32 protein-coding genes and 1 riboswitch are annotated in these 20468 nt (G+C 30.7%); of the genes, 14 read left to right on the plus strand and 18 right to left on the minus strand.

The annotated features are described in order from the left end of the window. The first annotated feature begins 7 nt into the window (after positions 1-7). The 3 genes from ahpF to KA830_RS03125 all read left to right on the plus strand — a co-directional run bounded on the left by ahpF (position 8) and on the right by KA830_RS03125 (position 2963). Positions 8-1531, plus strand: a complete 1524-nt coding sequence (gene ahpF, locus KA830_RS03115; RefSeq protein ID WP_204179732.1) for an alkyl hydroperoxide reductase subunit F — start codon at positions 8-10, stop codon at positions 1529-1531. A gap of 269 nt (positions 1532-1800) precedes the next feature. Beyond that, complete coding sequence (locus KA830_RS03120; RefSeq protein ID WP_204179733.1) at positions 1801-2421, plus strand: NDxxF motif lipoprotein; 621 nt, start codon at positions 1801-1803, stop codon at positions 2419-2421. A 326-nt stretch (positions 2422-2747) separates the two neighbouring features. Next, complete coding sequence (locus tag KA830_RS03125) at positions 2748-2963, plus strand: hypothetical protein (protein ID WP_210134069.1); 216 nt, start codon at positions 2748-2750, stop codon at positions 2961-2963. A gap of 54 nt (positions 2964-3017) precedes the next feature. Here the strand turns inward: KA830_RS03125 and KA830_RS03130 are convergent, their stop codons facing one another. Then, complete coding sequence (locus KA830_RS03130; RefSeq protein ID WP_046207061.1) at positions 3018-3596, minus strand: histidine phosphatase family protein; 579 nt, start codon at positions 3594-3596, stop codon at positions 3018-3020. A 109-nt stretch (positions 3597-3705) separates the two neighbouring features. Here KA830_RS03130 and KA830_RS03135 point away from each other — a divergent pair, with 109 nt between their 5' ends. Next, positions 3706-4071, plus strand: coding sequence for a DUF4870 domain-containing protein (locus tag KA830_RS03135; RefSeq protein WP_070658200.1), 366 nt, complete (start codon positions 3706-3708; stop codon positions 4069-4071). Positions 4072-4176: 105 nt separating this feature from the next. On the opposite strand, the gene KA830_RS03140 is transcribed toward KA830_RS03135, so the two are convergent. From KA830_RS03140 to KA830_RS03150, 3 genes are all read right to left on the minus strand, one after another. Then, positions 4177-4803, minus strand: coding sequence for a LysE family translocator (locus KA830_RS03140; protein WP_046207063.1), 627 nt, complete (start codon positions 4801-4803; stop codon positions 4177-4179). A gap of 188 nt (positions 4804-4991) precedes the next feature. Next, on the minus strand, positions 4992-5306 hold the full coding sequence (locus KA830_RS03145) for a DMT family transporter (RefSeq protein ID WP_064209633.1): 315 nt from the start codon (positions 5304-5306) through the stop codon (positions 4992-4994). After that, the gene (locus KA830_RS03150) at positions 5306-5632 is read right to left on the minus strand and encodes a DMT family transporter (RefSeq protein WP_204179734.1); all 327 of its coding nucleotides are present in this window, start codon (positions 5630-5632) and stop codon (positions 5306-5308) included. The genes KA830_RS03145 and KA830_RS03150 overlap by 1 nt, the downstream gene beginning before the upstream one ends. Positions 5633-5684: 52 nt before the next feature. Continuing rightward, positions 5685-5782, minus strand: a riboswitch (guanidine-I (ykkC/yxkD leader). Between the two features lie 259 nt (positions 5783-6041). Between KA830_RS03150 and KA830_RS03155 the strand changes: the two genes are divergently transcribed. Further along, on the plus strand, positions 6042-6266 hold the full coding sequence (locus KA830_RS03155; protein ID WP_019469882.1) for a hypothetical protein: 225 nt from the start codon (positions 6042-6044) through the stop codon (positions 6264-6266). 41 nt (positions 6267-6307) lie between these two features. Here the strand turns inward: KA830_RS03155 and KA830_RS03160 are convergent, their stop codons facing one another. Continuing rightward, positions 6308-6727: a GNAT family N-acetyltransferase gene (locus KA830_RS03160; protein ID WP_064209635.1), complete on the minus strand. Its 420-nt coding sequence runs from the start codon at positions 6725-6727 to the stop codon at positions 6308-6310. Positions 6728-6952: 225 nt separating this feature from the next. Here KA830_RS03160 and KA830_RS03165 point away from each other — a divergent pair, with 225 nt between their 5' ends. Next, on the plus strand, positions 6953-7129 hold the full coding sequence (locus KA830_RS03165; RefSeq protein ID WP_204179735.1) for a hypothetical protein: 177 nt from the start codon (positions 6953-6955) through the stop codon (positions 7127-7129). Between the two features lie 104 nt (positions 7130-7233). Here the strand turns inward: KA830_RS03165 and merA are convergent, their stop codons facing one another. From merA to KA830_RS03180, 3 genes are all read right to left on the minus strand, one after another. Continuing rightward, positions 7234-8556, minus strand: a complete 1323-nt coding sequence (merA, locus tag KA830_RS03170; protein ID WP_210134070.1) for a hypothiocyanous acid reductase MerA — start codon at positions 8554-8556, stop codon at positions 7234-7236. After that, positions 8543-8977 carry a redox-sensitive transcriptional regulator HypR gene (gene hypR, locus KA830_RS03175; protein WP_046207067.1) on the minus strand — a complete coding sequence of 145 codons (435 nt, stop codon included), beginning with the start codon at positions 8975-8977 and terminating at the stop codon, positions 8543-8545. The genes merA and hypR overlap by 14 nt, the downstream gene beginning before the upstream one ends. A gap of 162 nt (positions 8978-9139) precedes the next feature. Further along, positions 9140-9544 (minus strand): SRPBCC domain-containing protein, encoded by a 405-nt coding sequence (locus KA830_RS03180; RefSeq protein WP_064209637.1) that lies wholly within the window; start codon positions 9542-9544, stop codon positions 9140-9142. A gap of 392 nt (positions 9545-9936) precedes the next feature. Between KA830_RS03180 and KA830_RS03185 the strand changes: the two genes are divergently transcribed. Then, positions 9937-10674: a poly-gamma-glutamate hydrolase family protein gene (locus KA830_RS03185; RefSeq protein WP_046207069.1), complete on the plus strand. Its 738-nt coding sequence runs from the start codon at positions 9937-9939 to the stop codon at positions 10672-10674. A 94-nt stretch (positions 10675-10768) separates the two neighbouring features. After that, positions 10769-12073, plus strand: a complete 1305-nt coding sequence (locus KA830_RS03190; RefSeq protein WP_204179737.1) for a TrkH family potassium uptake protein — start codon at positions 10769-10771, stop codon at positions 12071-12073. Between the two features lie 98 nt (positions 12074-12171). Here the strand turns inward: KA830_RS03190 and KA830_RS03195 are convergent, their stop codons facing one another. From KA830_RS03195 to KA830_RS03210, 4 genes are all read right to left on the minus strand, one after another. Continuing rightward, complete coding sequence (locus KA830_RS03195) at positions 12172-12408, minus strand: hypothetical protein (RefSeq protein ID WP_204179738.1); 237 nt, start codon at positions 12406-12408, stop codon at positions 12172-12174. A 172-nt stretch (positions 12409-12580) separates the two neighbouring features. Next, positions 12581-13276 carry a hypothetical protein gene (locus KA830_RS03200; protein ID WP_204179739.1) on the minus strand — a complete coding sequence of 232 codons (696 nt, stop codon included), beginning with the start codon at positions 13274-13276 and terminating at the stop codon, positions 12581-12583. Between the two features lie 139 nt (positions 13277-13415). After that, positions 13416-14732 carry a LysM peptidoglycan-binding domain-containing protein gene (locus tag KA830_RS03205; RefSeq protein WP_204179740.1) on the minus strand — a complete coding sequence of 439 codons (1317 nt, stop codon included), beginning with the start codon at positions 14730-14732 and terminating at the stop codon, positions 13416-13418. Between the two features lie 201 nt (positions 14733-14933). After that, positions 14934-15122, minus strand: coding sequence for a hypothetical protein (locus KA830_RS03210; RefSeq protein WP_046207074.1), 189 nt, complete (start codon positions 15120-15122; stop codon positions 14934-14936). Between the two features lie 225 nt (positions 15123-15347). On the opposite strand from KA830_RS03210, the gene KA830_RS03215 reads away from it, so the two are divergent. Together KA830_RS03215 and KA830_RS03220 are read left to right on the plus strand one after the other, a co-directional pair. Further along, positions 15348-15671, plus strand: coding sequence for a hypothetical protein (locus KA830_RS03215; RefSeq protein WP_046207075.1), 324 nt, complete (start codon positions 15348-15350; stop codon positions 15669-15671). 12 nt (positions 15672-15683) lie between these two features. Then, positions 15684-15869 carry a helix-turn-helix transcriptional regulator gene (locus KA830_RS03220; RefSeq protein WP_081254284.1) on the plus strand — a complete coding sequence of 62 codons (186 nt, stop codon included), beginning with the start codon at positions 15684-15686 and terminating at the stop codon, positions 15867-15869. A gap of 145 nt (positions 15870-16014) precedes the next feature. Here the strand turns inward: KA830_RS03220 and KA830_RS03225 are convergent, their stop codons facing one another. From KA830_RS03225 to KA830_RS03255, 6 genes are all read right to left on the minus strand, one after another. Beyond that, positions 16015-16503, minus strand: a complete 489-nt coding sequence (locus KA830_RS03225; protein WP_064209641.1) for a GNAT family N-acetyltransferase — start codon at positions 16501-16503, stop codon at positions 16015-16017. A 151-nt stretch (positions 16504-16654) separates the two neighbouring features. Beyond that, complete coding sequence (locus KA830_RS03230) at positions 16655-17185, minus strand: hypothetical protein (RefSeq protein WP_046207078.1); 531 nt, start codon at positions 17183-17185, stop codon at positions 16655-16657. 130 nt (positions 17186-17315) lie between these two features. After that, a complete protein-coding gene (locus tag KA830_RS03235; RefSeq protein ID WP_064209642.1) occupies positions 17316-17567 on the minus strand; it encodes a GlsB/YeaQ/YmgE family stress response membrane protein in 252 nt (83 codons plus the stop codon). A gap of 558 nt (positions 17568-18125) precedes the next feature. Beyond that, entirely contained in the window at positions 18126-18344 is a 219-nt protein-coding gene (gene elxI1, locus KA830_RS03240) for an epilancin biosynthesis-related protein ElxI1 (protein WP_073345199.1), read from the minus strand. Between the two features lie 404 nt (positions 18345-18748). After that, the gene (locus KA830_RS03250) at positions 18749-18928 is read right to left on the minus strand and encodes a hypothetical protein (protein WP_064263949.1); all 180 of its coding nucleotides are present in this window, start codon (positions 18926-18928) and stop codon (positions 18749-18751) included. A gap of 151 nt (positions 18929-19079) precedes the next feature. Continuing rightward, complete coding sequence (locus KA830_RS03255) at positions 19080-19259, minus strand: hypothetical protein (protein ID WP_192946380.1); 180 nt, start codon at positions 19257-19259, stop codon at positions 19080-19082. A gap of 189 nt (positions 19260-19448) precedes the next feature. On the opposite strand from KA830_RS03255, the gene KA830_RS03260 reads away from it, so the two are divergent. The 4 genes from KA830_RS03260 to KA830_RS03275 all read left to right on the plus strand — a co-directional run bounded on the left by KA830_RS03260 (position 19449) and on the right by KA830_RS03275 (position 20338). Beyond that, positions 19449-19649, plus strand: a complete 201-nt coding sequence (locus KA830_RS03260; RefSeq protein WP_204179742.1) for a hypothetical protein — start codon at positions 19449-19451, stop codon at positions 19647-19649. 64 nt (positions 19650-19713) lie between these two features. After that, positions 19714-19920 (plus strand): hypothetical protein, encoded by a 207-nt coding sequence (locus KA830_RS03265; RefSeq protein WP_046207084.1) that lies wholly within the window; start codon positions 19714-19716, stop codon positions 19918-19920. Between the two features lie 24 nt (positions 19921-19944). Next, positions 19945-20082 carry a hypothetical protein gene (locus KA830_RS03270; protein ID WP_176745325.1) on the plus strand — a complete coding sequence of 46 codons (138 nt, stop codon included), beginning with the start codon at positions 19945-19947 and terminating at the stop codon, positions 20080-20082. A 22-nt stretch (positions 20083-20104) separates the two neighbouring features. Next, positions 20105-20338, plus strand: coding sequence for a hypothetical protein (locus KA830_RS03275; protein WP_046207085.1), 234 nt, complete (start codon positions 20105-20107; stop codon positions 20336-20338). The last annotated feature ends 130 nt before the right edge of the window (positions 20339-20468 follow it).

The raw sequence follows: 20468 nt of genomic DNA on the forward strand, positions 1-20468 counted from the left end.
GATTTGAATGCTTAATGATCAGCTAAAATCACAATTACAACAATTACTTCAATTAATGGAGGGTGATGTTGTACTACGCGCAAGTCTTGGTTCAGATGATAAATCGAAAGAACTAAAAGAGTTGCTAGATGAAGTTGCAGCAGCATCATCTCATATCACAATTGAAGAGAAAGACCTAAAACGTACACCAAGCTTTACAGTAGATAAACCTGACGCAGACACAGGGATTACATTTGCTGGTTTACCTATGGGTCACGAATTTAATTCACTTGTATTAGCTTTATTACAAGTCAGTGGTCGCGCACCTAAAGAAGAGCAATCTGTCATAGATCAAATTAAAGCTTTAGATCGCCCACTCAATTTTGAAACTTATATCAGTTTAACGTGTCAAAAATGCCCGGATGTCGTTCAAGCATTGAACTTAATGAGTTTATTAAATCCAAATATCACTCATACAATGATTGACGGTGCTATTTTCAGAGAGGAATCTGAAGATATTATGGCAGTGCCAGCTATCTATTTAGATGGTGAAGAATTTGGCAATGGACGCATGACTGTACAAGATATATTATCTGAACTAGGTAGTAAAGCAGACCCTTCGGAATTCAATGATAAAGATCCTTACGACGTGTTAATCCTTGGTGGTGGACCCGCAAGTGGTAGTGCCGCTATCTATACTGCACGTAAAGGATTACGCACTGGTATTGTTGCAGATCGCATTGGTGGTCAAGTCAACGATACTGCAACAATTGAAAACTTTATTACAGTTAAAGAAACGGATGGTCCTAAGTTCTCCTCTGCACTTGAAGATCATGTAAAGCAATATAATGTAGATACCATGACAGGTGTCAGAGCAAGTGATATTGAAAAAACAGACAATGGTATTATTGTCACTTTAGATAATGACGCTAAATTACAAAGTAAAACCGTGATTATTGCTACAGGTGCACGTTGGCGTAAGCTAGAAGTACCTGGTGAAGAATCCCTTATCAATAAAGGGGTGGCATTCTGCCCGCACTGTGACGGACCTCTATTTGAAAATAAAAACGTTGCTGTTGTTGGTGGCGGTAACTCAGGTGTAGAAGCTGCAATAGACTTAGCAGGTATTGTAGAACATGTTACACTACTTGAGCGTAACGCTACCCTTAAAGCAGACGACGTATTACAAGAACGTTTAAGCTCTTTACCAAACGTTACAATTATCAAGAACGCACAAACAACTGAAGTTTTAGGTGAAGCTTCAGTGACGGGTCTTAAATATCAAGACAAATCAACTGGTGAAGACCACACTATAGAATTGGAAGGTATATTCGTACAAATCGGATTACTTCCAAATACAGAATGGTTAGATAACTATGTTGAGTTAAACCAAGCAAATGAAATAATCATTGATCGTACAAACGCTACAAGCATCCCAGGTATATTTGCTGCAGGCGATGTTACAGACGATCGTAATAAACAAATTATTATTTCAATGGGCGCTGGTGCAAATGCTGCATTAAATGCATTTGATTATATCATTCGACACTAATCACTTCCCTATTCAAATAGATGATAAAGGAGAACCAAATTTGGTTCTCCTTTTTTTGTTGTTTTCATTTCTAAGGAAAAGCAGTCAAATCTTGTTACACAAATATGAAACGTTTTCGCTCAAAGTTTCAAACTTTGTTCAAAAGATTGTGCGTTTAACTTTACGACATCTATATCAATCAATAGCTTGAAATGATAGTCTTAGGTTATAATTTCAAAAGCACATCAATTAATATAAATTGGACTATTTTTAAAGGAGCAATACGTTTTATGAAAAAAAGTATACTTATAACATTCGTTCTCATGCTAACTGTCATACTCACAGCATGTGCTAATGAAAATTCAAATGATGATAAACAACACAGTGAAAGACATGCCCCTTCAAATGTCAAAAAAGTTACAGAAAGTAATATCTTTGCTTCTCATAAAAAAGGCGAAAATATAAGCGAAGATGAAATGAACAAAGCGATAAAAAAATATCTAAATGTTAATGCCGATATTCTCGACAATAAATATCTAATACAGTATAAATTAGATAAGCAAACCGGTACGGATACTAAAATCACAGACGCACAAGCCAAAAGATTATCTGATTTATCACACAATGCGATTAAAAACGATGTGCGATTTAAAAACTTTGTCAAAGACAATCATCTGCCTAAAGGTTATAAAGATGACGTGGATCGAATCATTAACTATTTCACTGCGTTAAACACCACGATTAAAGATGCTGATAAACAAATCGAAGAAGTAAATTATCAACCGCAAAACACGCTAAACGTTGTAGACGTATCAGCAGAACATGCAGGAAATGTAAACGGTAAACAACAAGAAAAAATCAAAAAGTTCCTTAAAGATAAAGGTATTAAAAGTGATGCAATAGATAAATAATGTATCATTCATGGTTATTCAACTACTTGAATTTGTGAACATTCTTTGAATAACTATCAAATTCATTTTTATTGATATCAAATAAAGTGTTATGCATTACAAAATGATGACAATACCAATTCCCAGCATTATAAAGCCTTTTAAGCGCTTACTTAAAGTTAAATGATTCATCTTGACTTATATTTGTAAAAAACCTTACATGATTGTAAGGTTTTTTAATATAAAATGACTTTTTTTCTCGGAGATGTATTTGTTATCCTATGTTATAAGATTGAACACAGTAAACGTAGGAGCACAGCCGAAAACTTTATAGGGAGGTTTGCACTATGGTAATTACGATTTTACTAGGTGCCATGGCTGCTATCTTCATAGCTTTTAATCTCTTTGAGAAAAAAGAAACTTATGGCGTAATTTCATATAAATCTATTGCTTTAAGCATTACTTACGTCATACTCGCAGTTATTGTTGGTAGTTTCTTAGACAATATCAACACTATATTCCAAGGATTTCACGATAGCTTAACAGCAGCAAAAAGATATTAACCTGAACTGAGCAAATAAACAGTTCAGGTTTTTTAATACGTCATTTTATCAAAGCTAAAGCTCAATTTCATAAGGTACACAATTATCAATTTGCTTATCTATCACAGATGCTTTATTTTCATAACCTAAGTATACGAAACAACATCTAATTACAACTTGATGAGCAATGATTACAACTGTATCTAAAGATGTATCTAGCTCTTGTTTAAAGAAAGTTTCTACACGTTTTAAAACATCTTCATAACTTTCTCCTTCTGGTGCTTTTTGAGTAAAGCTGTGCCTAAATGAACTGTTTGGACCGCCATTAAAATAAGTTTCAAATTGAGCATTTTGTTCAATTTCACTCACTTTTTCACCCTCAAACTGACCTAAAGAACGTTCTCTCAGTAATGTCGTTACACTAGCTGGAATATCTTTATCAAAAATTGCATTATATGTTTGTCTCGTTCTTGTTAAATCTGACAAATAAATATGATCAATTTTGACTTGATTAAAATGATGTTGTAATAATTGCGCGTCTCGCGCGCCTTTTTCAGTTAATGGAACGTCTAATTGGCCACAAAAATAGTGATTTCCTTCTTTTTTATCGTAATTGGATTTTGATTCACCATGGCGAATTAAGTATAGTTTCATATGTTTGTACTCCTTTGTATTTTTAAATAAGGTAACATTTTTGTTAGATGAAGTATAACTTCTATAATAAAATATTTATTTTTGTTACTTTAAATGTGAGGTGATAAAAATGAATGAACAACCTTTAAATTCAGATACGCAAGGTGGACGTGTCTTAGCTTCTGTAAGTTATTTCAGCATATTTTTTGCTCCAATCATATTACCTATCATCATTTGGATTTTTGCTGATAAACCAGCATCCACGCATGCTGCTAAATCGCTATTCTATCATGTCATCACATATTTAGGACCGATATTTATTATTATCGTTGCAAGTTTAGGTGGCATGATCGTCAATCAACAACATCATACAATTATGGTCATAATGATAATTTTAGGAATTATTTTAATCATATTCACTATTTGGTATACAATTAAAAATATTTATCGTGGCGTCAAAGTATTAATTTCTGAAAGTGCTTATTTTAACCCCTAAGATAAATCATTTACTTTTGAATATTCGATAGACACAAAAACACACTAAAAAAAACAGCTTGGGAAAATATTGTTTCCTCAAGCTGCTTTTTTTGTTAAATCTAGATTAACTACTTTTGCTAAATAATAAATTAAGCGACAGACCAATTAACACTGCACCTACCGTATAGTCAAAAATAGCTTTAATCTTTCTGTTTGCAAAAAGTAATTTAATGTATTGAAAAATATATACACAGAAAATAAACCATAATAAAATAACTGTCGTTACAATCGCGGATAACACCGCTATTTGTGTGGTAACGCCTTCGCCCGCACTTAAAAATTGCGGTAAGATACTTATGTAATAGAGTAATGCTTTTGGATTTAAAATGGTACTAAAGAAACCTTGCCTATATGAACTTAAATAGCTGATTTGTTGTGCTTTCATTTGTGTGATTGAAAAATTCATACTTTGTCGTGCGCTAATAATACTTTTGATACCTAAATATATAAGGTAACAAGCACCCAGTATTTTAATCACTAAAAACACGTAATACATATTTGCCAAAATAAAAATAATACCAAAGACCGCTAGTAGAGAATAAACAACATGGCCTGTCGTTATACCCAATGCTGCCATCGCACCATTACCTTTACCAGAAGTGATTGAATTTTTCATCACGACGAAAAAATCAGGTCCTGGGACGATAATAATCATTAAAGTAATTGTTATAAATGCGGCTAATCCTTCCATTTTCTGCACCTCCACCTTAATTATGTTATCAAGATGCACACTGTATCGCAACACGCGAAACAAATCTTTTATGATTCTGTTATGGTGATGTTCAAATAATATATGAACGAAATCCAAAATTTGGTCAATGGTCAATCATTGAAAGCCGTGAAATGGAAAATAATTCATGTGATATAACTCACTTAATTTTAACTTAATAATTTCAAACCAATGGTGCTGCCCAATATAACTAGAATACAAATAATGCGTTTAATATCCGTTGACTCTTTGTAAAAAAGCATACCTAAAACTGCTCCGCCAACAGCACCAATACCAGTCCATACAGCATATGCAGTACTCATAGGCAACTGTTTCATAGCAATAGATAGTGTTAAAAAACTAATTGCAAAGAAAGTTATCATCCAGCCGAGCGATTTATATTTGCGACTATGCACATAAGCATTCAAAAAAGTAATACCAAGCATTTCAAATATACCTGCACAAATCAGTAAAATCCAAGCCATTATGAATGCCCCCCTTCATTTGTCGTCACTAATTTCAAACAAATTACACCAAGCAACAATGTCATTATTAAAATGATTTTCCCTGGGTTAAATGGTTGATAAAAGAATATAAAATCAGCTAGTGTAACGCCAGTTGTACCAAGTCCTACAAAGACTGCATAAGATGTCCCTACCGGTAATACTTTTGAAGCATCTATAAGTAAGTAAAAACTTAAAAATATAGCAATGACTGTCAATATCCACTCAAATACTGATGAAGCATGAGTTAAGCCAATAACCCATCCCACTTCAAAGAGTGCTGCAATCACAATTTTTAACCAATTCATAACAAAATCCTCCTTTAAGATTAAAAAAGCCTGAGAGATAGTCATCTATACTATCTCCCAGGCTTTTATCCTTCCGTGTCACATATTAATATGTGCCTTTCTCTCGGACCGAACCAACACCATCGTTGTGGAACCCTAGAAAGGTTTATTCAATTAGTGAAATCGTATCAAATTACACTTCGAACTTCAAGTTAAGATGATTCAGTTTATAATAAATTATATTAATTCTTATAAAGAAAGCGTTTTAAATTAATTTTTAAGTCAAAACTCTCTACATTTTATGTATTTTAATGTATAATAAGGATTACATTATAATAATTATAATGTAATGGTGTCGTCAATGAAACTTATTCTCAATTGAGTATTTTGATAAACGGACTAAAACGATTAATAAAAGTGAGGGATTATTATGAAATTATTAAATTACAAAATGCAAAATAATGAACTCGTTGCAACTGTATTATCTGACAAGAAGCAAGTATTCAAATATACGTTTGATGTAAATACACCAGAGTATGAAATTTTAGATGTACTAGAAGAAATCAACCATTATGTTGACAATGGTCATCATCCACTGGGTTGTTCTCTATTGAAAAATTATTCACATGAGGATGTGAGTCACAATATTTTATAATCTAGATTCTCGACCAAAAAGGTGAGTATAGCTGATAGACATTAATCAGTATACTCATCTTTTAATTTTTGATTTGCATAAATGGCCATACCTGTTTTTAATTTTCGAAAACCTAATTTTTGATATAATCCTTCAACGCCATGCGTTGAAATTAAATGCACGCAAGACACCTGCCCCAATTGGTTAATCATTCTACATACAATGTCATAACCTATACCCTTATTTTGATAGGACTGATCCACGATAACATCATAAATAGCTGCGTTAAATACACCATCTGATAAGGCTCTCGCTAATCCTATAGCACTACCATTATGCTTTGCCACCACGATATGTGTGCTAGCATTAAAAATGGTCTTAATTTTTTCCTTATTATGTCCCATCCAACCATTCGAGTGATATATTTTTATAAAATCTTCTAAATCATGTGAGTCAAATACATAAGTATAATCTATTTTCATCTCTATCACACCCTCATCATTTGTGTATATCAATCTATTTTATAGCTTTCTATACCCTTACATTACATAATCATTTATAATATATTTAAATCATCTTTTAATGTCACATCATACATCACATATGATGTACAAAGAATAAAGAAGGCGTTAATATAAACAGTTAACAGGGTAAAGAGATAGTAAAGACGTTATTATTTTATCGATACAAGTAAGGAGGGACGCAAAATGTGGATTGTTTCAATATTACTCATTATCGTTGGTATTGTGTTGCTCATCATAAATAACCATACACCTAAAAAAGAAGGTGTCGGCAAAAAACAAAGTTTAGTCAGCTTTGGTGTGGTCTGTTTAATCATCGGTATTTTCGGACTCATAGGTCAAATTATTAAATCAATTATATAAATCATCATATAAAAAAGAGCGGGGTCGTAATCCAGTTACACTAGATTACTTAACCCTGCTCTTTTTGATTAGAAACTTTTTAATATTTGTTAAAAATATTTGCTTTACATATTGAATAAATCATTAAATGATTCAACCATTGTAGGATGTGTATAAATATTTTCTTTTAATACTTCATAAGATAAATGTTGGTCAATTGCTAATTTTACTAAATTAATAATTTCCTCAGATTGTAAGCCATATAAAGTGGCACCTAATATTTCACTAGTTTCTTTATTAACGACTGCTTTAAACAAACCTCTTGTATCATTGTTTATTTTATGACGCGGAATTGTGTTTACAGGTACTGCATTTTCTAAAATTTGATAACCTTGCGCTTTTGCTTCTTCTGCTGTTAAACCTACACGTGATAATGGTAGATCAATAAACACAGTGTATGGCACAGCACCGCGATTTTCGGTAGTACGTTTGCCATTACCAAACAATTGATCTTTTACAATTCTGAAGTCATCTAATGAAATATACGTGAATTGCATGCCACCTTTAACATCACCTAATGCATATATATTTGGCACGTTTGTTTGTAAGTTTTGGTTTACCTTGATTTCTCCACGTTCACCAATTTCAACATCTGTATTTTCTAAACCTAAGTCTGTATTCGGTTTACGACCAGTAGCTAACAATACCGCATCCGCTTCATAGCTTCCTTGTGTCGTGTGTACTGTTGTGCCAGATGCATTATCTTCAAAACGCTCTGTATCCGCATTTAATACAAGATTAACACCTTTATTTTCAAGATCTTTTTTAACTTCTGCAACAATATCTTTATCTTCTTTAGGCATGATATCATCATGTTTCTCTAAAACAGTTACTTGTGTATCAAAGTTCGCAAACATAGAGGCAAATTCTAATGCAATATAGCCTCCACCCACAATAACTAAACGTTTAGGTTGTGTTGCCAATTCCATAATGCCGGTAGAATCATATAAATGTTGTGATGTTTCTACACCTTCGATGGATGGAATGATTGGTTGTGCACCTGTATTAATCACGATATCTTCTGCAGTAAGTGTTTCTTGTACTTCACCATTTTCATCTAATAATTCTACTTCATTATTAGACTTAAATGCTGCAGTAAAATCTAATACGTTGATATTATTATCATCTGCTAAATTATGATAATTCTTACTGTTTAGTGCATTTACTACATCGGATTTTCTAGAAAAAGCTTGTTCAAATGAACCGTGTGCTAAACCTTCATGCACAAGTGTTTTTGAAGGAATACAACCTATATTAATACATGTACCACCATACATCTTTTGCGATTTTTCAACTACAGCTACACTTTTTCCTTGGCCAGACGCAAATTTTGCTAAAGTTTTACCACCTTTACCAAATCCAATTATTAATAAATCATACTTTTTCATAATAATCCTCCTTAATCGTTTCATTTAAAACGTCTTTAATCGTTACATTTTGATAATAATTAATTAATAGCTCTTCTTCTTTTTGATGAAACTTAAACATCGTGTTGCCAATTTCTCTTGAAACTTCACAGTCACTACCAGCATCTCCAGTAAATAAACGTCCTTCTGAGCGATCTTCTTTAAACATCACAAATAGTTCAGACAAGTTAACATTTGCTGTCATATCATTAGCCTGATACCCTCCAAATTTACCTCTAGAAGTAGCTAAATAATGATGTTGATTTAACTTACGAGTTACCCTGCGTAATTGAGCCGGATTAATACAGATACGTTCCGCTAATTCATTGCTGCTAAAACGCTCATCATCATGTTTTAGCAAAAAAGTCAGTAAATGTACTGCTATATTGAATTCTAAATTCAAAGAAATCACCTTTTATCTTTAATTGAAACTTTTATAGTTACATTTAAACATATTAAACCATATCGTGCAAAATTTTTGTTTTGGTATTTGAAAAATATATAAAAAGGATTGGAAGCGTGAACAAAGTTAAACATTGCCATGCTTTCAATCCTAGTTGGATAGTTACAATAATGCACCTCTTATTTTATTGCCATATTCTAAATATGATTTCAGACAACTAAGCATATATACCCAGCCTTCTTTTTGGCCTAATAAGCGTGCTACATCATTTTCTTCTATATCTTTTTCTGTAGTAGTTACAATTGTATGATTATCATCACCATCGAATTGTATTGTTACATGATTATCGCCCCACTTAAATTGAATCATTTCATTTTCAACCATATCTTCTATTAAAATATCGATTTCAGCATGATACTCTTCATATCGTAAGGTAATTGTTTTACCCTCTTCCCAACGTTCAGAACTTGAAGAAAACCAAAATCCTCCTATATAATCTGGATTGACAAAAGCTTCAAACACTTGATCACTAGATACATTGACTTGCATTTTAGTTACTATATCCAAAAAATTCACAACCTTTCTTCTAAAATTAAATATTTTGTAATCATTCAATCATAAAAACACATCACTATGTCTTATTAAGGCATTCAGCGTGATTGACCGAACAGGAAAGACTAACCGCACATGTTAGCGTTGATCATAAATTCATAAACATGGTTATCATAAATGCTCGGTCAGTACATGTTTTATTCTTCATGCCGTCGTTATTACTTTTTCTAAAATATCCAAGCTATTTCATTTTCAATTTAATAATTCACTCTATATCTTTCATACCCTAATATGTAAATTTCATTACAATGTTATTAACATAATTGTAAATAACATATAATCTATGCAGCATTAATAAATTTGTTATACTTTACTAGTCAGTAAATACTTTTGATCAGGAGTTAACGATGAAAAATATTCTAAGCACTTACGTATATTATTTAGTTATGCTTGTTATTGTTGGCATCATACTAGTTAGTCTATACTTTACATACATATGGAACAATAACCAGTCACCCAATCAAGATAAATATCAAAATTTCGCTCAATTAAAATCAGATACAGTGAAACAGCGTGATTGGCAAAGAAATGTTAAAAAAACAAATAATAAAGATATACTTATTACTGCGATACATGGTGGCGGTATAGAACCGGGCACCTCCGAATTAGCTAAAATCATTTCTAAAAAAGGAGACTTTAATTTATATAGCTTTGAAGGCTTACTAAAATCAAGTAACAAACAATTGCATATTACATCTACCAATTTTGACGATCCTAAATTGAAAGAAATGACAAATCGTTCTCAAGAATCTATCTCAATACACGGATTTCAAGGTGATAAAGATATCGTTTATATCGGCGGCCAGGATAAAAAAATGGCGCAATCCATAAAAAAAGAATTAGAAAAAGAAGGGTTTAATGTAGAAAAAAGTCCAAATAATATTAATGGCCGTTCTTCTAAAAATTTCATCAATGAAAATGACTCAGGTTCTGGTGTTCAACTGGAGATATCTACATCTATTAGAAAATCATTTTTCAAAAAAGACAATTTAAACAGAAAGACGAGAGAAAACACGAACAAATACCGAAATTCAATTTATGATTTCGCTGAAGCCGTCACTAAAGGCATTCGTTCACAAACTTAAAAATTAATTTTTTCAGTTTACTTCTATCAATTGACTTGCTTTTTTTAATAATGAGTATAAAATACTCATTATTAAAATGCGAGGGACTTTAAAAATGAGACTATTAAACAAACCATTATATATGTATTTAATGTTGTTTTTATTCACCACAATCGTTGGCACCTTATTATTATATTTACCGATCACAGGTGTAAAACCTTTAGATTTTGTAGACGCATTTTTTATCTCTGCTAGTGCATTTACAGTTACTGGCCTAGCGACTATAGATATATCTAGTCAATTTAATTGGTTAGGCGATACTATTATTTTATTACTTATTCAAATTGGTGGGTTAGGAATAGTCACGGTAACACTTTTAACACTGATACTGATGCATCGAAAAATCAGTTTAAGAAACCGTTATTTGATTATGACAACCTGGAACATTGAAACACCTGGTGGCGTCATCAAATTGATTCTTCAATTCGTCGTTTATAGTATCCTTACAGAATTCATTGGAGCAATATGTATCGCACTATCATTTATTCCAAAATATGGCTTTGGTAAAGGGCTATTTTTAAGTGTGTTTACTTCAATTTCTGCTTTTAATAATGCTGGTTTTTCATTATTTAGTGATAATATGATGCGCACTGTTAATGACCCTATAATAACTATAATCGTTCCAGCTCTTATCATCATGGGTGGTATTGGACCGCTTGTCTTTTTAGACGTCGCTACAACAAGAAAGTTAAGTAAATTAACCGTACACTCAAAAATAGTATTAACGACATATGTCATACTCATATTTATTGGTTGGGTTGTGTTTTACTTTTTAGAATATAACCATTCTATGATGCATTTAGCATTTTTAGAAAAACTTGGCGCTTCATTCTTTCAGTCTGTTACGACACGAACTGCTGGTTTTAACAGTGTCGATATCGGACAAATCACACCACCTACTTCAATATTATTAATGCTTTTAATGTTTATTGGTGGCGCCCCTATCAGTGCTGCAGGTGGTATTAAAGTAACAAGTTTAGTCTTAACATTATTATTTATAAAAAGTACATTAAAAAACGAACAACACCCTTCTATTTTCAAAAAATCTATACATGAGCATACATTAAAAACTGCTGTGGCCATTACATTTTCTGCCGGGACATTTGTTATATTTATCTCATTTATTGTAAGTTATTTGAATTCGGCAATACCTTATTCTAAAGTATTATTTGAAGTGATTTCCGCTTTCGGCACTGTTGGGCTATCGATGAATTTCACGACATTATATGATAGCCCAACGAAAATAGTCATTGTACTCACAATGTTAATAGGTAAAATTGGTATACTTACATTTCTCCAATTATTTATTACTGAAAAAAAGCAAAAATTTTATTATGCTAAAGAAAATGTGCATCTATAAAAAATGAAAACAGACCAGAAATTAGTTTTTAATTTCTGGTCTGTTTCTACTTCACATAAATATTCGTTTCAGTACAATCTAATCAAACCCGTATCACACTATTTTACTCTTCTTAAAATTGTTGATGTTATTGCACAAATCATTGTCACTAATACCAAAATATTCATCATTATCATATGTGTACCAGTTATTTCGAATCCTAAACTAAAGTTACCAGATTGACTGTTGGTAAAACCATTAACAAATATGATCGCAAATACGCTTATCGCACATAAAATACCAATCACATCAAAAAAGAATTTACCATATGGATATTTAATACCTTTAGTTAACATGCGTCTCATCTCAACTAAATTTAAAGTTACGAGCTATATATCGTATGCGAACAATTTCCTAATTACGATTACATGTAATGTATCACACTATACAAAATCATAAAATAGTTAGAATTGTTGATGCCATGATCAAATCACTTCAAAATTGTTCTTTACTTTATACCACAAAGCATCATTCATTAACCAATTGTATACTTTGAGCTAACTTTTTGATTTGTGCATTGTCTGTTGCATTAACTTCAACTGTTTCTACATCTTGCTCAACTGCATTTTTAGTGTCTTGATAAACATCCTCAGGGTTCGAAGATGTGCTTGTCTCCCATCTGTAAGGAATTTTTTTATAAATATTAATAGTTCCATCCCCATTACTACTATATGTTATTGAGCCACCCACTTTCATTGGTGCTTCTAATTTAACAACATCCTCAGGATATTTTGCGCTTTTTTCCGCATTTTCATTTACTGGCGACCCTTTTGGATATTTTTTGACATAAATATTTTTGACATCTTTAATCATGCCTAGTTGATGCCAAACACGTGCGTATTCGATCTCTGAAGCACTTAAACCTGTTAAATAACTTGTACTATTATCGTCATTTTTCTTTTTTGAAACATTATCGTTTTTCTTTTTAGCTTTTGAATCTGTATTGTTGTCATTTTCAGCAGTTGAATCTTGAGGTAACGACTGATCCTTTTTTGTTTCACTTTGTTCTGTAGATTGTCGTTCCTCACGCTGATCATTGTCTTCATCTTGTTTGTTTGTATTACTGCTTCGCTCAACATCATCACTATTTTTTTCGTTGTTACCACATGCTGTCAAAATCACTGATAAAAATAACAATGACAGTATTAAACTGATTTTTTTCATTATCTATACCCACCTATGATTTTATATTATTAAAGTAACACGAAACTATGACGTTCACAATTATATTCAAAAATCGTTTTTTAATGTATTAAAAAACGAGCATAGTCCATTAAGACTTGCTCGTTTATATGCAATACTTCTATTTTATTTTTAAAATTTGCCCTACTTTCAAACTATTAGAACTCAACTTGTTATCCTTTTTAATTTTATCTACAGTAGTACCTTGATTTTTAGCAACACTGTATAAAGTATCACCTTTTTTAACCGTATATGTCTTAACTAGATATAAAATTTGTCCTTTACTAATATTATCAGACTTTAAATGATTCCATTTTTTTATGTTTGCTACACTCACTCTACTTCGTTTTGAAATATTATAAAGTGTGTCTCCCTCAACCACTTTATGTGAATCTCCAGTAATGGAATCACTTGGTGTGTTAGGATTTTTTAACTTTAGTACTTGTCCTACAGAAAGTGTGTTACTCGTTAATTTATTCCATTTCTTAATATTATCTATTGAAACGCCACTTCTTCTCGAAATACTATAAAGCGTATCACCTTTTGATACTTTATAAGTGCTACCAGTAATTGCTCCATCACTACTACCACCTGATAGAGATTTATAGTGTTTTTGTACTAAACTGTAAAACTGGTTCATATTATATCCCCATTGTCCGAAATAACCAATCGGATCTGAATGGTCTGAACCACCCCAATATTGACTTACCGCATTGTGACTTATAATTGTGCCTGTCCCTTGATTATTGTCAGCAAGCGAAGGTTGTAGCCCATTGGCTTTCAACATTTTTGCGGTTAAATATGCTTGGTTATTAACTGATCTTGCAAAACCATCAAATGTGTTTGATCTTGTTAATTCAATTTGATAAAAATATGGATTAGCGTTAGCACCTGCACCCCAAGCTAAATATTGACTTGGCGCAGTCTGCACAATTTTATCGCTACCCGCATACGCATGTACAAATGCACTATTATAATTGTTGTACATGTAATTTACCTCACCATCAATTGTACTGTTTGGATTGGCCGTTTCATGAATTACTACACCGATATATTTGCCAGATTTATAATTATACTTGGGTAAGTTATTCATTCTAGAATCTTGTACGATTTTAGCTGGCTTTATATTATTATTTGCTATGTATGTATTTACATCTTGATATGCTCGATTTGCTGAAAAACTTCTCATTTCAGTATTTTGACGTTCACCATCTTTATTATGTAACTTTAAATCTCCTGGTGTTAATGCATTTTTCAATTGTTGCGGACTCATTTTTTGAGCTTTTTCATAATCAATGGCTTTACTCGTATTTTCTTTATTTTGTGTATCATTTTTCTTTGTATCCTGAGTGCTTTTATTTTCTTGTGCTGCCATTGCAGTTTGTGACAATAATAAACTTGAAACCAACAACAATGAAACACTAAATCTAAACTTCATAACGACATCTCCTTGAATAAAATATTAATCCGTTTACTATTAAGTAGCAAAAAATTTCATTTACAAAACTTCTTTAATTCATTCTATATTAATATTGAATTAATTACAAAATGAAATATTATTTTATACTTCATATTAACGACATTTACCGTTTCTAAAACAAAATTAAAAGCCGTCGCTCACTTGAGCAACGACATTTTATTAAATATCTGTAAAAACACTAGACAGTATCGCAATCAAAGCCACCACTAACACAAGTACTAAAATGGAATCAATTTTTCTTTGATTACGTTGGTTCATAGGTTTTCTGAACTCTTTTAATGCTTTAAAACCTGCGATTAAAACAATAATTAAACAGACTAAATGAAATAACAAGGCAAACACAGCCATCACAATCACCCCAAGTCATATGAATAAGATTTTCAAACCGTATCACTACAAAAACCTAAAAATCTCTTATGAAAAGGTCATATTATTTATTTATCCATACCCTTTCTACTTATTAAACTAACGAGCACTTTTATTTTCTATTTAAAAATGTCAAAAACATTTGACATTTAAGCACATGTTTTTTATGTTGAAAATGAAAAATTTTCTACTCATGGAGGCATCATTATGAAATTATTCATCATTTTTATTGTTGTTTTATTATTTACAGTCAGCTGGACGATACTGTCACATAAATTTTTACCTTCAGAGATATCTGACCAAGCTAATCATCAATATGACGAAAGGCAAAGTAAAATATTCACAGAAGTACTTGCTAGAACTTGCGTTTGGACAATACACGCCCTACTCTTAACATTTATATTGCGTATAATTAATGTATGGGACTTTAATCACAGCTTTTTTTCAACTTATCCAGAGCTATCCGTCATTATCATTATTTTCATATTAACGATTATGAACTATTTTTACGTAAAACGTAAATATACATAAAAGGAAGATAAAATGAAAAACAAAATCAAATATTATCGCAAGCAGAAGGCCATTTCTCAATTAAAACTTAGTCAATCACTTGGCGTTTCTAGACAAACCATTAATGCGATTGAAAATAATAAATATGATCCATCATTATCTTTAGCATTTAAACTGGCATCAATGCTCGATACTACCGTTGATGATTTGTTTAGCTAATTGGCATTGATGCTAATACGTATCGCAAAATGTTTCCACTGACTTACCAAACGATTAAAATAACTTATCTAACATCATGTCCGGCACAATTTCTATAATACTTTATTTACTTGCTCTAAAATAGCATCGTTGGCTTTAAACATAATTATTTCAATATCAATTGATAAAAAGCTAAATCTAACCATCTGTCAAATTTATAACCGACACTTTTTATAGTTCCACATAATTCAAAACCATATTTTTCATGCAATTTAATGCTAGCAGTATTTGATGCGTCAATACCTGCAACAATTGTCTTATAATTTCTGTTTTTAATTTCTTCAATTAATTTAACTAAAAGTTGTGAAGCTACACCTTCATTTCTAGTTTCTGGGTCAACATAAATCGAATGTTCTACAGTATATTGATATGCTGGCCAATTTCTAAACGCACCATATGTTGCAAATCCAACAACTTGGCCATCTTTTAAATATACAAAAATGGGTTCAGCTTGCTCTAATTTTGTATGAAACCAAGTTTCTCTTTCTTCAATGGTTACTGGCTCATATGTATAAACTGCAGTCGTATTTAATATTGCATGATTATATATACTTAAAATCGATTGTAAATCTGATTGTCGTGCTTGTCGTATCATATCGTTTCACCTCTATTACATTGTATATTCAAAGTATATCTACAGCAAATCTATGTCATAAAACATAACAAAAACACTCACCATAACCCTAAAGTTATCTAATGAGTGTTTTTTATAAAAATATTTATATATGCACAAAGCACAAATAATATTATTTATTAATAAATTGTAATTCATAAAGTTCTTTTTCATCATACGTATTAAATCTATCTAATTTACCATTTAACATGATTGTTTTTACTTTTCTACTAACGTTATGATAATAATTAATTCTAATATTTAAATTAGATTCATAACCATTATTTTGAATGGTACTTTGCAATTCATCAAAAACATCTTTATTAATTGGTAATAAATAACCTTCTTTACTTGGTAATATACTTACATATTTCTTTTGAATTACGTTATCTTCATTAAGAATAATTTCAATCTTAATATCTTTTGCTGCTCCGCCACCTAGATTAAAAATTTTCAAATAATCTTGGTGTTCAACAGAATCAGAACTTGTATTAATCATTTGTAATTGATTATCTTTATCTAAAGAAAGTAAAATTTGATTAAATCCAAGCGCAGGAATAAAACTTATTTTCATTTGGTACAGTTGTATTGAAACTGAAACAAAATAAAATAGTGCCATTATAAAAGTTCCAATAGAACCAATAGCTGAAATAATGTTTATCATACTAAACCACCTTTATATTACCATTGAGAGATGGTCGTTGATTATCGTAATAATTTCACAAAAAAGATCATAATTTCTACCCGTTATAATAAAAATTTTTTCTAACTTTTTATAAGTCGATTTATCTTAATTATTTTTTTCTTAGCGCACTAATAATAAGTGAAGCGATAAATATAAATACAATTGACCCAATCAATGCTGGGAAAATTGGTACACCACCCCATACTGGGCCCCAAGTACCAAGTAATCTACTACCAATCGCAGAACCAATTAGACCAGCAACAATATTACCAATGATACCTCCTGGAATATCTTTACCTACGATAGCACCTGCAATCCAGCCGATTAGGCCACCTACAATGATCATTATTATAAAACTCATATGCATAAACTCCTTTTTATTTGTATATTTTTAAACACATGAATATTACGATAATCAACATGAAAATACAATACCACAATTACTTTATTTACGTAAATGGTAATCAATATTTTTAAATACAAAAAGACCCCTAATAAAAGGGGCCTTATAACGGGAGTTATGAATCTTCTGCATGCCCAAGGGCACACAGAAAACCCATCTCCTCATTTTCGCACACCCGTGGGCATGCAAAACTAATTATAAAACTACATGACAGTAATGTAAATCTTAAATTTGTAACATGTGCTTGATTTCATCTTATAATTTTATTTTTTCATTTAATGCAATAAAGGGTTATAACTATAATGATAGACAGCTATATTATAAACTTCTCTATATGTATCATTGAATTTGATACCTTTCAAAACATTGATTTGATACAGTTTTTTTGTTTCAAACCACTATACATTTCACCTAAATATAGCGCTAGAAAGAGATCGATTTATAAAAAAATGGCTAATATCTTCAAAATCATTCCAAATTTTCTTTTCAAATAACACAAAAATATGATGTATGACTTTATTCATTATTATGTTTGTCTTTTATCATTTCAGAAGGTACTGCAAATACAAATAGTAAAATAAATAATATCAATGCTAAATGAGGTATATCTTCAAGAAAATACCATCTTAAATTCCAATCAAACATCATATTCGCATATTTAACAATATACTTACTAAACAATAAAATAACGCATATCCATACTAAAACATCTAAAATTTTAGTGATAAGTTTCATGTATAGCCCCCTTATAAGTTATAAAAAATAAACGCTATAATTACGATAAAGAGAAAATCAAAAATGATTTTCTTGATATTTTTTTCCATAACGTGTGGTATCGCACCTATGATTAAACTTAGTATAATAAGTATACCAGACCCGTTAACAACATAGTCCAAAAATTTTCATTCAAAGATCAAAGCTAGAATCAATGAGGCAAATACTAAGATCAAAGCTACTATGCCAAAAGTGTTTGCTATCACTTCTATTGTCTTATATTTTTTCTTATTATTTTCATGATTCATAAAATGCCTCCCAAATGCAATATGAACATTCATTTTAAAATACTTAAGATTAGTATTTATGTTTTTTAAATTTCTGTGAGTGGACTATAAAGGTAGAAAACACTTTAGTTAAGCCTTTTAACGGTTACTTTTCTTTGAAATTTCAATACTTTTATAAAGCAAAAAGCCTGCATTTAAAACAGTTATTATTGCAAAAATCACGGTAAGAAAAACATTAAGATGATTGAATGTACCAAAAGCAAATAATAATACTAAAATTATATTCATAAAATTAGCAATCATAAAACCCATATCCATATTATTCCTCAAATTTCTCACTCCTGTTGAACTAATACTTTTAGAAAAATATTTCACTCGTATTTACATAAATTTATATATTGAGTTAATTTATTAATAATGTGCTGAATTATCCAAATGTCTCTATATTTCTTTAATACACTATCTACACTTAGTAATTATCTTCTCTTTTAGCTCTTAATGCCTTAATCATGTAATAGATATTTACTGTAGTCACAATTAAAGCACCAACGCCAACTGTAATAGAATTATTGTAAAATGAATAAACAGCAAATATGAGCGCACCTACAAATATAACAAAAGAAACAATTATCTCAATATTATTCCACATATAAATACCCCTTTTTGTTATAATATTATTTCAATGTTAACATACTTTTTATAAAGCATATGTAGTATCCATCAAAAAAATAAAAATTTTTAATTCATATATATGATTTAAGCAATATGATACTTAAATACATCAAAGTTATATGAACAAACAGCAACACACCCAAAGTACTCTAGGAGTTGACATAATTTGAATAGATTAATTGATGATATGGGTTTTTGGTATGAAGGACATACACTATCTTATCCTTTGATATTTTCAGATTGCACAGTTACATATAGCATTATGGAATTAAAAGTACTTTTAGAATATTATCAAAAAGATTCATGGTGGAAAAATTATACTATTGCACTCATGGATTTCGAGTCAAAATACAATAATGCTGGGTAGTTCATTACAAATTTTTGAATCCAAATTTTAAAAATAGAGAATCAATATCTAAGGGGCGAAGAAAGTGAATAAGAGAATGGCTATACACCATACAATTAATATCATTTTAATGATAACACTCATAATTTTTAATTATACAAACATTAGTGGATTTACCACTTCATTAATATTAGCAGTACTTTTTATGGGTAATGCAATTTTATTAATACGGGCTAGTACGAAAAAAATAGAAAAGGATGGCGTTACGATAGATGATTATAACAAGAAGTAATATAACTTTACGAGGAGTGTTATGATGCAATTTGGCAAATATAAAATTGATGAATTTTACCTAATCGTGATTGGCGGATTTTTAATAACATCTATTTTTGTACCATTCATGCTCATTTCAGTTGTGTTAATGGTTATTTTAGGATTAGAAAAAGAAACATAGTATATAAAAGGAGATTGGTATAATGGAATTCAATAATTGGACAGTTACAATTAATGGCAAAGGATCATATAATATAGTCAGAGACGAAGATACACTAGTTATTTTAGAAAACTATCAACACGTTGCCCTATATTTAAAATTGGAAAATGATACTATAAAAGTTAAATCACTAAGTTATGGAAATGATGTCTCGTTTAATGTTGATACAAGAGAAATCATTGTAAATGTTACAAATTTATTAGATGATGACGATTAATCTAAATCATCACTATACAAACTTCAACAATAATGAAATTATAGAAAGTTCACTTAAAAAACTTAAAACACTGTTAAATAGCTTTTATAAGCAATTTAATATGATTTATTATGCATATCCTTGTCTTTAT

Origin of the sequence: Staphylococcus sp. GDY8P119P (assembly GCF_017892075.1) — a bacterium.
Classification (GTDB): Bacteria; Bacillota; Bacilli; order Staphylococcales; family Staphylococcaceae; genus Staphylococcus; species Staphylococcus ureilyticus.

Excerpts from the sequence above, each read along its gene's own strand:
- KA830_RS03215 (WP_046207075.1), top strand. The coding sequence starts at position 15,348 with ATGAAATTATTCATCATTTTTATTGTTGTTTTATTATTTACAGTCAGC.
- elxI1 (WP_073345199.1), bottom strand. The coding sequence starts at position 18,344 with ATGAAACTTATCACTAAAATTTTAGATGTTTTAGTATGGATATGCGTT.
- KA830_RS03140 (WP_046207063.1), bottom strand. The coding sequence starts at position 4,803 with ATGGAAGGATTAGCCGCATTTATAACAATTACTTTAATGATTATTATC.
- KA830_RS03130 (WP_046207061.1), bottom strand. The coding sequence starts at position 3,596 with ATGAAACTATACTTAATTCGCCATGGTGAATCAAAATCCAATTACGAT.
- KA830_RS03165 (WP_204179735.1), top strand. The coding sequence starts at position 6,953 with ATGTGGATTGTTTCAATATTACTCATTATCGTTGGTATTGTGTTGCTC.
- KA830_RS03120 (WP_204179733.1), top strand. The coding sequence starts at position 1,801 with ATGAAAAAAAGTATACTTATAACATTCGTTCTCATGCTAACTGTCATA.
- KA830_RS03160 (WP_064209635.1), bottom strand. The coding sequence starts at position 6,727 with ATGAAAATAGATTATACTTATGTATTTGACTCACATGATTTAGAAGAT.
- KA830_RS03125 (WP_210134069.1), top strand. The coding sequence starts at position 2,748 with ATGGTAATTACGATTTTACTAGGTGCCATGGCTGCTATCTTCATAGCT.
- KA830_RS03255 (WP_192946380.1), bottom strand. The coding sequence starts at position 19,259 with ATGTGGAATAATATTGAGATAATTGTTTCTTTTGTTATATTTGTAGGT.
- KA830_RS03205 (WP_204179740.1), bottom strand. The coding sequence starts at position 14,732 with ATGAAGTTTAGATTTAGTGTTTCATTGTTGTTGGTTTCAAGTTTATTA.
- KA830_RS03190 (WP_204179737.1), top strand. The coding sequence starts at position 10,769 with ATGAGACTATTAAACAAACCATTATATATGTATTTAATGTTGTTTTTA.
- KA830_RS03235 (WP_064209642.1), bottom strand. The coding sequence starts at position 17,567 with ATGAGTTTTATAATAATGATCATTGTAGGTGGCCTAATCGGCTGGATT.
- KA830_RS03200 (WP_204179739.1), bottom strand. The coding sequence starts at position 13,276 with ATGAAAAAAATCAGTTTAATACTGTCATTGTTATTTTTATCAGTGATT.
- KA830_RS03220 (WP_081254284.1), top strand. The coding sequence starts at position 15,684 with ATGAAAAACAAAATCAAATATTATCGCAAGCAGAAGGCCATTTCTCAA.
- ahpF (WP_204179732.1), top strand. The coding sequence starts at position 8 with ATGCTTAATGATCAGCTAAAATCACAATTACAACAATTACTTCAATTA.
- KA830_RS03195 (WP_204179738.1), bottom strand. The coding sequence starts at position 12,408 with ATGTTAACTAAAGGTATTAAATATCCATATGGTAAATTCTTTTTTGAT.
- KA830_RS03270 (WP_176745325.1), top strand. The coding sequence starts at position 19,945 with ATGCAATTTGGCAAATATAAAATTGATGAATTTTACCTAATCGTGATT.
- KA830_RS03250 (WP_064263949.1), bottom strand. The coding sequence starts at position 18,928 with ATGGATATGGGTTTTATGATTGCTAATTTTATGAATATAATTTTAGTA.
- KA830_RS03225 (WP_064209641.1), bottom strand. The coding sequence starts at position 16,503 with ATGATACGACAAGCACGACAATCAGATTTACAATCGATTTTAAGTATA.
- KA830_RS03275 (WP_046207085.1), top strand. The coding sequence starts at position 20,105 with ATGGAATTCAATAATTGGACAGTTACAATTAATGGCAAAGGATCATAT.
- merA (WP_210134070.1), bottom strand. The coding sequence starts at position 8,556 with ATGAAAAAGTATGATTTATTAATAATTGGATTTGGTAAAGGTGGTAAA.
- KA830_RS03210 (WP_046207074.1), bottom strand. The coding sequence starts at position 15,122 with ATGGCTGTGTTTGCCTTGTTATTTCATTTAGTCTGTTTAATTATTGTT.
- KA830_RS03230 (WP_046207078.1), bottom strand. The coding sequence starts at position 17,185 with ATGATAAACATTATTTCAGCTATTGGTTCTATTGGAACTTTTATAATG.
- KA830_RS03185 (WP_046207069.1), top strand. The coding sequence starts at position 9,937 with ATGAAAAATATTCTAAGCACTTACGTATATTATTTAGTTATGCTTGTT.
- KA830_RS03135 (WP_070658200.1), top strand. The coding sequence starts at position 3,706 with ATGAATGAACAACCTTTAAATTCAGATACGCAAGGTGGACGTGTCTTA.
- KA830_RS03155 (WP_019469882.1), top strand. The coding sequence starts at position 6,042 with ATGAAATTATTAAATTACAAAATGCAAAATAATGAACTCGTTGCAACT.
- KA830_RS03150 (WP_204179734.1), bottom strand. The coding sequence starts at position 5,632 with ATGAATTGGTTAAAAATTGTGATTGCAGCACTCTTTGAAGTGGGATGG.
- KA830_RS03145 (WP_064209633.1), bottom strand. The coding sequence starts at position 5,306 with ATGGCTTGGATTTTACTGATTTGTGCAGGTATATTTGAAATGCTTGGT.